Source organism: Streptomyces sp. NBC_01689, from assembly GCF_036250675.1.
In the GTDB taxonomy this organism is placed as follows: domain Bacteria; phylum Actinomycetota; class Actinomycetes; order Streptomycetales; family Streptomycetaceae; genus Streptomyces.
The window spans coordinates 121,174-131,631 of record NZ_CP109592.1; the positions used below are offsets into that span (position 1 = coordinate 121,174).

Annotated in this window: 1 protein-coding gene; it reads right to left on the reverse strand. The window is 76.9% G+C overall.

Features of this window, described 5'->3' with window-relative positions; all coding sequences use genetic code 11:
- Window positions 1-12: 12 nt before the first annotated feature.
- Window positions 13-10,359, reverse strand: coding sequence for a type I polyketide synthase (locus tag OG776_RS00390; RefSeq protein WP_329323607.1), 10,347 nt, complete (start codon window positions 10,357-10,359; stop codon window positions 13-15).
- Window positions 10,360-10,458 lie beyond the last annotated feature (99 nt).

The following is a 10,458-nucleotide window of genomic DNA, read 5'->3' on the forward strand; positions in this document are numbered from 1 at the left end:
GTCGCGGCGGCCTCAGGAGATTCCAAGATCGTTCTCGATGAAGTCGAAGATCTCGTCCGCCGCTGCGGAGTTGATCCGGTCGCTGACGTCGTCGGTCGCCGGTGCCGTGAGGACCGGGCCGCGGTCCGGGCCGTCCCAGCGGGCCAGCAGGGAGCGCAGCCGGGCGCCGATCCGGTCCCGTCGCGTGTCGTCGTCCGCGAGGTCCGTCAACGCGGTCTCCAGGCGGTCGAGTTCGGCGAGCGCCCGGCCCGCGCCGTCCATGCCCTCGGTGAGCCGGCCGCGCAGGTATCCGGCGAGGGCCGTCGCGTTGGGCTGGTCGAACAGGAGCGTGGCGGGCAGGGCCAGGCCGGTGGCGGTGCCGAGCCGGTTGCGCAGTTCGACGGCGGTCAGGGAGTCGAAGCCGAGGGCGTTGAACGCCTGGGCGGCGCCGACCTTGTCGGTGGAGGCGTGGCCGAGGACGCCGGCGGCCTGGCCGCGGACCAGGGCCAGGAGCGTGCGCTCCTGCTCGGCGGCGGACTGCTCGGCCAGCCGGGCGCGCAGGGTGGTGGCGGCGGCGTCCCCGCCCGGGGCCGCCGGGCGGGCGGCCGCGAGGTCGCGGAGCTCCGGCAGGTCGGACAGGAGCGGGCTGCGCCGGGCCGAGGTGAAGCCGGGCGCGAAACGTGTCCAATGGACGTCGGCGACGGTCACGGCCGCGTCCGGGCGGGCCACGGCCCGGCCCAGGGCGGCCGGGGCGTGCTCCGGGTCCAGCGGGTTCATGCCGCTGCGCCGCATGCGTTCCTCGGCCCCGGTGTTCTGCGCGGCCATGCCGCCGCCGGCCCACGGCCCCCAGGCCAGCGAGGTGCCGGGCAGTCCCGCGGCGCGGCGCTGCTGCGCGAGGGTGTCCAGACAGGCGTTGGCGGCGGCGTAGTTGGCCTGGCCGAGGGTGCCGAGGGTGCCGGAGACGGACGAGTACAGCACGAAGGCGGACAGGTCCCGGTCGCGGGTGAGGTCGTGCAGGTTGCGGGCGGCGGCCAGCTTGGGGCGCAGCACGGTCTCCAGGCTCTCGGGCGACAGGGTGTCGATGAGCCGGTCGTCGAGGACGCCCGCGGTGTGGATCACGGCGTCCACGGGGTGCCGGGCCAGGAGCGCGGCGAGCGCGTCGCGGTCGGCGACGTCGCAGGCGGCGATCTCCAGTTCGGTGCCGGTGCCCTCCAGCGCGGCCTTCAGCCGGGCCGCGCCCTCGGCGCCGGCGCCGGAGCGGCTGACGGCGAGTATCCGTGCGGCGCCCTGCGCGGCGAGCCACGCGGCGGTGTGCACGCCGAGGGCGCCGGTGGCGCCGGTCAGCAGGACGGTGCCGTGCCAGGCGGGGGCGGCGGCGGGTTCGGAGCCGGCCGGGATCCGCTCCAGCCGGCGCAGAAAGGTGCCGGAGCCGCGGACCGCGACCTGGTCCTCCCCGTCGCGGCCGGTCAGGACGGCGCTCAGCCGGCGGCCGATGTCCTCGGCGATCGGGGTGCCGGTGGTGCCGGGGAGGTCGACGAGTCCGCCCCAGCTCTGCGGGTGTTCGAGGGCCGCGGTGCGGCCGAGGCCCCAGACGGCGGCCTGTTCGGGCGCTTCAGGTGCTTCCTGGGCGTGGATGCCGACGGCGCCGGCGGTCAGGCACCACAGGGGTGCGGTGCCCGCGCCGTCCGGGCCGTCCAGGGTGTCGGAACTGTCGGAGAATGCCTGGACGAGCGCGGCGGTGGCGGCGAGGCCGCTCGGGGTGGAGGGGTGGTCCGGCAGCGGCCGGGTGTCGGCGGCGAGCAGGGACAGGACGCCGCCGAGGCTCCCGCCGTCCGTCGTCGCGAGGGCGTCGCTCAGCCGGGCGGCCAGGGTGACGCGGTCGGCGGACGCGCAGTCGACGGGCACGCTCACCACGTGGGCGCCGTGCGCGCCGAGCGCGGCGGCGACCGAGGCGGCCCAGGCGCCGTCCGCGTGGCCGGCGGGGACGGGCAGCAGCCAGGTGCCGGTGAGGGCGGCGGCCTCCTCGACGGCCGGCTTCCACACGACGCGGTGCTCCCAGCCCTGTGCCCGGGACGTCTGCCGGCGCTCGCGGCGCAGGGAGGAGATCGCGGGCAGGACCGCGCTGAGCGGTGCGTCGGTGTCCAGGCCGAGGCGGTCGGCGAGGTCCTGCGGGCCGGCCTGTTCGACGAAGTCCCAGAACCGGCTCTCCTCACCGGAGTCGGCCGGTTCGGCGGCCCCGGCGGGCTGCGCGGAGGACTGGAGCCAGTAGCGCTCGCGCTGGAAGGCGTAGGTGGGCAGTTCGCCGCGGAGCGCGTCGGGGTCGTGCAGCGCGGCCGGGTCCAGCTCGGCGCCGCGGGCGTGCAGCAGGCCCGCGGCGAGCAGGGCGGCGCGGCGCTCGTCGCCCTCGCGGCGCATCAGCGGTGCGGCGGCGGCCGTCGTGGGGTCGGTGACGCTGTCGAGGGCCATCGTGGTCAGCGTGGCGTCGGGGCCCAGTTCGAGGTACGTGGTGACGCCGAGGGCCTCCAGGGCGCGCGCGCCGTCGCAGAAGCGGACCGCGTCGCGCACATGCCGGCGCCAGTAGGCCGCGGTGCGCAGGTCGTCGCCCTCGGCGAGGCGTCCGGTGACGTTGGAGACCACGGGCAGGGCGGGCGGGCCGTAGGTGACGCGTGCGGCGACCTGTTCGAACTCGTCGAGCATGGCGTCCATGCGGGCGGAGTGGAAGGCGTGGCTGACCCGCAGGCGCCGGGTGCGGCGTCCGCGCCCGGCGAGGACGGCGGCGATCCGCTCCACCTCGTCCTCGTCGCCGGAGAGCACGACCGAGGCGGGGCCGTTGAGCGCGGCGATGCCGGCGCGGCCTCCGTTCTGGTCGCTCCGGTCGTTCTGGTCGAGGAGTTGGCGTACCTCTTCCTCGGTGGCTTCGACGGCGGTCATCGCGCCGCCCTCGGGCAGTGCCTGCATCAGCCGGCCGCGGGCGGCCACCAGGGCGCAGGCGTCGGCGAGGGTGAGGACGCCCGCGGCGTGCGCGGCCGTCAGTTCGCCGACGGAGTGGCCCATCAGGGCGTCGGGGCGGGCGCCCCAGGAGTGGACCAGGGCGTGGGCGGCGGTGCCGACGGCGAACAGCGCGGCCTGGGTGTAGGCGGTCCGGCCGAGCAGGTCGGCCTCGGGCGAGCCCTCCTCGCAGAAGACGACCGAGCGCAGCGGCGGGCCGTCGAGGTGGCGGTCGAGTTCGGCGCAGACGGTGTCGAAGGTCTCCGCGTACACGGGGTGGGCCCGGTAGAGGTCCTGGCCCATGCCGGGGCGCTGGGCGCCCTGGCCGCTGAAGAGGAACGCGGTCCCGCCGCCGGTGCCGGCGGTGCCGGTGGCGACGTCGGGGCTGTGGGTGCCCTGTGCGGTGGCGGCGAGGGCGGTGAGCAGTTCCGTGTGGTCGCCGGCGACGGCGACGGCGCGGTGGCCGAGGGTGTGCCGGGCGGCGGTCAGGGTGTGCGCGAGGTCGCGCAGGTCGGTGCCGGGGTGGGCGAGGAGGTGGCTGCGCAGCCGGGCGGCCTGGGCGCGCAGGGCGTCCGGGGTGTGTCCGGAGACGGTGAACGCGCGGGGCCGGGCGGCCGGTTCGGGGCGGCCGGGGGCGGGCAGCGGCGCGGGCGGTTCCTCCAGGATGACGTGCGCGTTGCTGCCGCTGATGCCGAAGGAGGAGACGCCGGCGCGGCGGGGCCGTGCGGTGTCGGCCGGCCAGGTGCGGGGCTCGGTGAGCAGTTCGACGGCGCCGCTGGACCAGTCGATGTGCTCGGAGGGCTCGTCGACGTGGAGGGTGCGGGGCAGTTCGCCGTGGCGCATGGCCATGACCATCTTGATGACTCCGGCGGCGCCGGCGGCGGCCTGGGTGTGGCCGAAGTTGGACTTGGCGGAGCCGAGCAGCAGGGGCCGGCCGTCCTCGCGGTCCTGTCCGTAGGTGGCGAACAGGGCGCGTGCCTCGATGGGGTCGCCGAGGGTGGTGCCGGTGCCGTGCGCCTCGACGGCGTCCACCTCGCGCGCGGTGAGGCCGGCGGCGGCGAGGGCCTGGCGGATGACGCGTTCCTGGGAGGGGCCGTTGGGGGCGGTCAGTCCGTTGGAGGCGCCGTCCTGGTTGGTCGCCGAGCCGCGGACCACGGCGAGGACGGGGTGGTGGTTGCGGCGGGCGTCGGAGAGCCGTTCCAGGAGCAGGACTCCGACGCCCTCGGAGAAGCTGGTGCCGTCGGCGGACGCGGCGAACGCCTTGCAGCGGCCGTCCGCGGCGAGTCCGTTCTGCGCGGTGAACTCGGTGTAGGTGCCGGGGGTGGCCATCACGGTGACGCCGCCGGCCAGGGCCATGCCGCACTCGCCGGTGCGCAGCGCGTGCGCGGCCAGGTGCAGGGAGACCAGTGCCGAGGAGCAGGCCGTGTCGATGGTCATGGTGGGGCCTTCGAGGCCGAAGGTGTAGGCGACGCGGCCGGAGATGACGCTGCCGGAGACGCCGAGGCCGATGTAGCCCTCCATGCCCTCGGGGATGTCGGCGAGGCCGGAGGCGTATCCGGAGCCCATCGCGCCCACGAACACGCCGGTGCGGCTGCCGCGCAGGGACAGCGGGTCGATGCCGGCCCGTTCGAAGACCTCCCAGGAGGACTCCAGCAGCAGGCGCTGCTGGGGGTCCATGGCGAGGGCCTCGCGGGGGGAGATCCCGAACAGGGAGGCGTCGAAGTGGGTGGCCCCGTAGAGGAATCCGGCCTGGAGTCCGGGCAGGCGTTCCAGGTCCCAGCCGCGGTCGGAGGGGAACGCGGAGATCGCGTCGCCGCCCTCGGCGACGAAGCGCCACAGCTCTTCGGGGGAGGTGACGCCGCCGGGGTACTGGCAGGCCATGCCGATGATGACGACGGGGTCGTCGTCGGCGGCGGCCACGGCGGCGGTCTCCGTGCGCACGGTGGTGCCGCCGAGTTCCTCGCGCAGGTGGCGGGCGAGCGCGGCGGGCCGGGGGTGGTCGAAGACGAGCGTGGGCGGCAGCCGCAGACCGGTCTCGGTGTTGAGGCGGTTGCGCAGCTCGACGGAGGTGAGGGAGTCGAAGCCGAGGTCGCGGAAGGACTGGTCGGCGCCGACCGCGCCGGCCGTGTCGTGGCCGAGGGCGGTGGCGGCGTGCCGGCGGACCAGGTCCAGGAGCAGCCGTTCCTGTTCCGCGGGTTCCAGGCCGGCCAGCCGTGCGGTCAGCCGGGGTGCGTCGCCGGTGCCGGCCTCGACGGTGCGCCGGGCCGGGGCGCGGACCAGGCCGCGCAGCAGCACGGGCAGCCGGCCGGCGCCGGCGGCGGTGCGCAGCGCGGCGGTGTCCAGGCGCAGCGGGGCGAGCAGCGGCTCGCCGGCCGTCAGGGCGGCGTCGAGGAGGTCCAGGCCCTGTTCGGCGGTGATCGCGGGCAGGCCGGAGGCGGCGATGCGCCGGATGTCGTCCTCGTCGAGGCCGCCCGTCATGCCGGCGTCGCCGGCCCACAGCGTCCAGGCGAGGGAGGTGGCGGGCAGGCCCTGGGCGTGCCGGTGCTGGGCGAGGGCGTCCAGGACGGTGTTGGCGGCCGCGTAGTTGGCCTGTCCGGCGCCGCCGAGCAGGCCGGCGGCGGAGGAGAACAGCACGAACGCCGTCAGGTCCGCGTCGCGGGTGGCGTGGTGCAGGGCGAGCGCGGAGGCCGCCTTGGCGCGCAGGACGGCGCCGAGGCGCTCGGGGGTGAGCGAGGCGAGGACGCCGTCGTCGAGGACACCGGCGGTGTGCACGACGCCGCGCAGCGGGCGCTCGGCGGGGATCCGGGCGAGGAGGGCGGCGAGCGCGGCGGGGTCGGCGGTGTCGCAGGCCTCGACGGTCACCTGCGCGCCCTGTGCGGTGAGTTCGGCCGCCAGACCGCTCGCGCCCGGGGCGTCGGCGCCGCGCCGGGAGACGAGGACGAGGCCGCGTACGGCGTGCCGGGTGACGAGGTGGCGGGCGACGAGGGCGCCCAGGTAGCCGGTGCCGCCGGTGATCAGGACGGTGCCTTCGGGGTCCCAGGGGGCTCCGGGGCCGTCGGCCGGGTCCGCGGCGGGGCGGGCGGTGGGCCCGCGGGTGAGGCGGGGGGCGAGCGGCAGGCCGTCGCGCAGGGCGAGTTGGGGTTCGCCGGTGGCGAGGGCGGCGGCGAGGACGGAGGGCGTGGTGCCGGGGTCGGTGTCGGGGTCGGTGTCGAGCAGGACGAGGCGTCCGGGGTTCTCGCTCTGGGCGGAGCGGACCAGGCCCCAGGCGGCGGCCGCCGCGACGGCGGGCACGTCCTCGCCGTCGCGGGCGGCGATCGCCCCGCGGGTGAGGACGACGAGGCGGGCGCCGGCCGTGCGGGCGTCGGCGAGCCAGGTCTGCAGGGTCCGCAGGAGGTCCGCGGCGACGGTGGCGGGGTCGTCACCGGCGGGGCAGGGCAGCAGCACCGTCTCGGCGTCCTCGGGGAGTTCGCCGGGGCCGGACACGCGGGGCCAGGCGGCGTCGAGGCCGGTGTCCCCGTCCGTCCCGGCGACGTACCAGCGGCCGGCCGGGGGTGCGGCCGGGGCGCTCCCGGCGGGGCTCCAGGTGACCCGGTACAGGGCTCCGGCGGCGGCCGGGGCGGCGGCGCCGCGCAGGCTGTCGGCGGAGACGGGCCGGGAGACGAGGGTGTCGACGGTGGCGACGGGGCGGCCCTCGGCGTCGGCGATGCGCAGGGCGACCCCGCTCGCGCCGGACGGTTCGATCCGTACCCGCAGGCTGGTGGCTCCGACCGCGTGCAGGCGCACCCCGCTCCACGAGAACGGCAGGCCGACCCCGGCGGGGCCGCCCTCCTCCCCCGCGGGTGCGGTGAGCTGGGCGTGCAGGGCGGCGTCCAGCAGCGCGGGGTGCAGTCCGTAGCGGGCCGCGTCCTTGTGCTGGTCCTCGGGCAGCGCGACCTCGGCGTACCACGCCCCGTCGGCGCGCCAGGCGGCCCGCAGGCCCTGGAAGACGGGCCCGTACTGGTAGCCGGTGTCGGCGAGGGCGGCGTAGAAGCCGTCGAGGGGGACGGGGCGGGCGCCGGGCGGCGGCCAGGCCGTCAGGTCGAAGGCGGCGTCGGTGCTCCCGGCGGTCTGGGGGGCCAGGACCGCGGAGGCGTGGCGGGTCCACTCGGTGCCGGTGTCGTCCGCGGCGGTCTCGAGGCGTGCGTAGACGGCCAGTTGGCGGCGGCCGGTGTCGTCGGGGGCGCCGAGGACGAGCTGGAGCTGCGCGGTGTCCTTCTCCGCGAGGACGAGCGGGGCTTCGAGGGTCAGTTCCTCCAGCAGGTCGCAGCCGGCCTCGTCGCCCGCGCGCAGGGCGAGTTCGGCGAAGGCGGTGCCCGGCAGCAGGACGGCGCCGGAGACCCGGTGGTCGGCGAGCCAGGGCTGGGAGCGTGCCGAGAGCAGGCCGGTGAGCAGGACCCGGCCGTCGTCGGCGACGCGGACGACGGCGCTCAGCAGCGGGTGTCCGGCGCTGCCGAGTCCCGCGCCGGAGAGGTCGCCGGCGCCGCGGGCGCTCATGCGCAGCCAGTAGTCGTCGCGCTGGAAGGCGTAGGTGGGCAGGTCGACGCGGGCGGTGCCGGGCGCGGGCAGCAGGCGCTGCCAGTCCACGGCGGCGCCGTGCGTGAAGAGTCCGGCCACGGCCGCCAGCAGTGCGGGGGCCTCGGGCCGGTCCTTGCGCAGGGAGGCGAGGCAGACGCGTTCGGTGGTGTCGTCGGGCAGGCAGGCGCGGGCGAGCGCGGTGAGGGTGGCGTCGGGTCCGAGCTCGACGAACCGGCTGACGCCGTGTCCGGCGAGCCAGTCGATGCCGTCGGCGAAGCGCACGGGCCGGCGCAGGTGGCGCACCCAGTAGTCGGGCGAGCCCAGTTCGTCGGCGGTGGCCGGCCGGCCGGTCAGGTTGGAGACGACGGTGATGCGCGGCGCGTGGTAGGTGACGCTCTCGGCGACGGCGCGGAACTCGTCGAGGGCCGCGTCCATGCGGGCGCTGTGGAAGGCGTGGCCGACGCGCAGGCGCCGGGTGCGCCGCTGCCGGGCCTCCAGCTGGGCGGCGACCTCTTCGACGGCGTTCTCGTCGCCGGAGATCACCGTGGAGCGGGGGCCGTTGAGGGCGGCGATGCTCACGGCGCCGCCGTGGGCGGCGAGCAGCGGGGTGACCTCGTCCTCGGTCGCCTCGACGGAGATCATGGCGCCGCCCGGCGGGAGCGCCTGCATGATGCGGCCGCGGGCCGCGACCAGCCGGCAGGCGTCGGCCAGCGACCAGACGCCCGCGGCGTGCGCGGCGGACAGTTCGCCCAGGGAGTGTCCGACGAGGTACTTGGGCCTGACGCCCCAGGACTCCAGCAGCCGGAACAGGGCCACTTCGAGGGCGAACAGCGCGGGCTGGGTGAGGTCGGTGCCGTCCAGGGCGTCGGGGCCCTCGGCGCCGTCGAGGACGATGCTCTTCAGCGAGCGGCCCAGGGCGGTGTCGAGGTGGGCGCAGACCGCGTCGAAGGCCGCGGCGAAGGCGGGGAACGCCGCGTACAGCTCGCGTCCCATGCCGGTGCGCTGGGATCCCTGTCCGGAGAAGAGGAAGGCGGTGGCGCCGCGCAGGACGCGGCCGGTGACGACGTGCGGGGCGTCGGGCGTGTCGGGGTTGTCGTCGGCGAGCCGGGCCAGGCCGCGCAGCGCGGCGGCGTGGTCGTCGGCGAGGACGACGGCACGGTGTTCGAACAGCTGGCGGGTGGTGAGGAGCGCGTGGGCGATGCCGGGGGACGCGTGGTCGTCCTCGCCGGTGACGCGGTCCAGGAGCCGGGCGGCCTGGCCGCGCAGGGCGGCGGCGCCGCGCGCGGAGACGATCCACGGCACGACCGGGGACGGCGGTACGGCCGGGCTGCCGTCGGGTGCGGCGCCGTCGGGTGCCGTGGTGCCGGGTGCCGTGGTGTCCTGGGCCGGCCGGGCGGCGGGGGCCGTGCCGGGGGCGTCCTGCGCGGCGGCGTCGCCGGCGGGGTGCTCGGCGGGCGCGGCCTCCAGGATGGTGTGGGCGTTGGTGCCGCTGATGCCGAAGGACGACACGGCGGCGCGGCGCGGCCGGTCCCCGGTGTCGGGCCAGTCGGCGGGCTCGGTGAGCAGGCGGACGTGGCCCGCGGACCAGTCGACGTGGGTCGAGGGCTCGGAGACGTGCAGGGTGCGCGGGAGGCGGCCGTGGCGCAGCGCCATGACCATCTTGATGACGCTGGCGACGCCGGCGGCGGCCTGGGTGTGGCCGAGGTTGGACTTCAGGGAGCCGAGCAGCAGCGGACGCTCGGCGTCCTTGGCGCCGCCGTAGGTGGCCAGCAGGGCCTGGGCCTCGATCGGGTCGCCCAGGGAGGTGCCGGTGCCGTGGGCGTCGACGGCGTCGATGTCGGCGGCGCTCAGGCCGGCGTTGGCCAGGGCCTGTTCGATGACGCGCTGCTGGGCGGGGCCGTTGGGGGCGGTGAGGCCGTTGGAGGCGCCGTCGGAGTTGACGGCCGAGCCGCGGACGACGGCGAGGACGGGGTGGCCGTTGCGGCGGGCGTCGGAGAGGCGCTCCACCAGGAGCAGGCCGACGCCCTCGGACCATCCGGTGCCGTCGGCGTCGTCGGAGAACGCCTTGCAGCGGCCGTCGGCGGCGAGGCCGCGCTGCCGGCTGAACTCGAAGAGCAGTCCGGGGGTGGCCATGACGGCGACGCCGCCGGCCAGGGCGAGGTCGCACTCGCCCGACCGCAGTGCCTGAACGGCCCAGTGGAGGGCGACCAGGGAGGAGGAGCAGGCGGTGTCGACGGTGACGGTGGGGCCCTCCAGTCCCAGGACGTAGGAGATGCGGCCGGAGGCGACGGAGGTGGCGTTGCCCGCGAGCATCAGTCCGTGGACGTCCTCGGGGACCTCCACGGGGCCCTGGCCGTAGCCGGAGGTGGCGGCGCCGACGAAGACGCCGGTGGCGCTGGAGCGGAGGGTGGCGGGCGGGATGCCGGCCCGCTCCAGGAGTTCCCAGGACGCCTGCAGCAGCAGCCGCTGCTGGGGGTCGGTGGCGAGGGCCTCGCGCGGGCTCATGCCGAAGAACCCGGCGTCGAACGCGGCGGCGTCGCCGAGGAAGCCGCCCTCGCGGGTGGAGAAGGTGCCCGGTTTGTCGGGGTCGGGGTCGAAGCGGTCCTCGATGTCCCAGCCGCGGTCGGCGGGCAGCGGGCCGATGGCGTCGCCGTCCTCGTCGACGAGCCGCCACAGGTCCTCGGGGGTGGCCACCGCGCCGGGGAAGCGGCAGCTCATCGAGACGATGGCGATGGGCTCGCGCTGCTTCTCCTCCACCTCGTGGAGCTGCCGGCGGGTCTGGCGCAGCTCCGCCGTCACCCGCTTGAGGTACTCGACGTACTTGCCGTCGTCAGCCACGTGTCTCACTTCCTTGACCCGGGCCGGACCGTGTCCGCCGCGCGGGAGCCAGTGCCAAAGTGGGGAGGTCCAGGGCCGGAGCCAAGCGGTCGGCTCCGG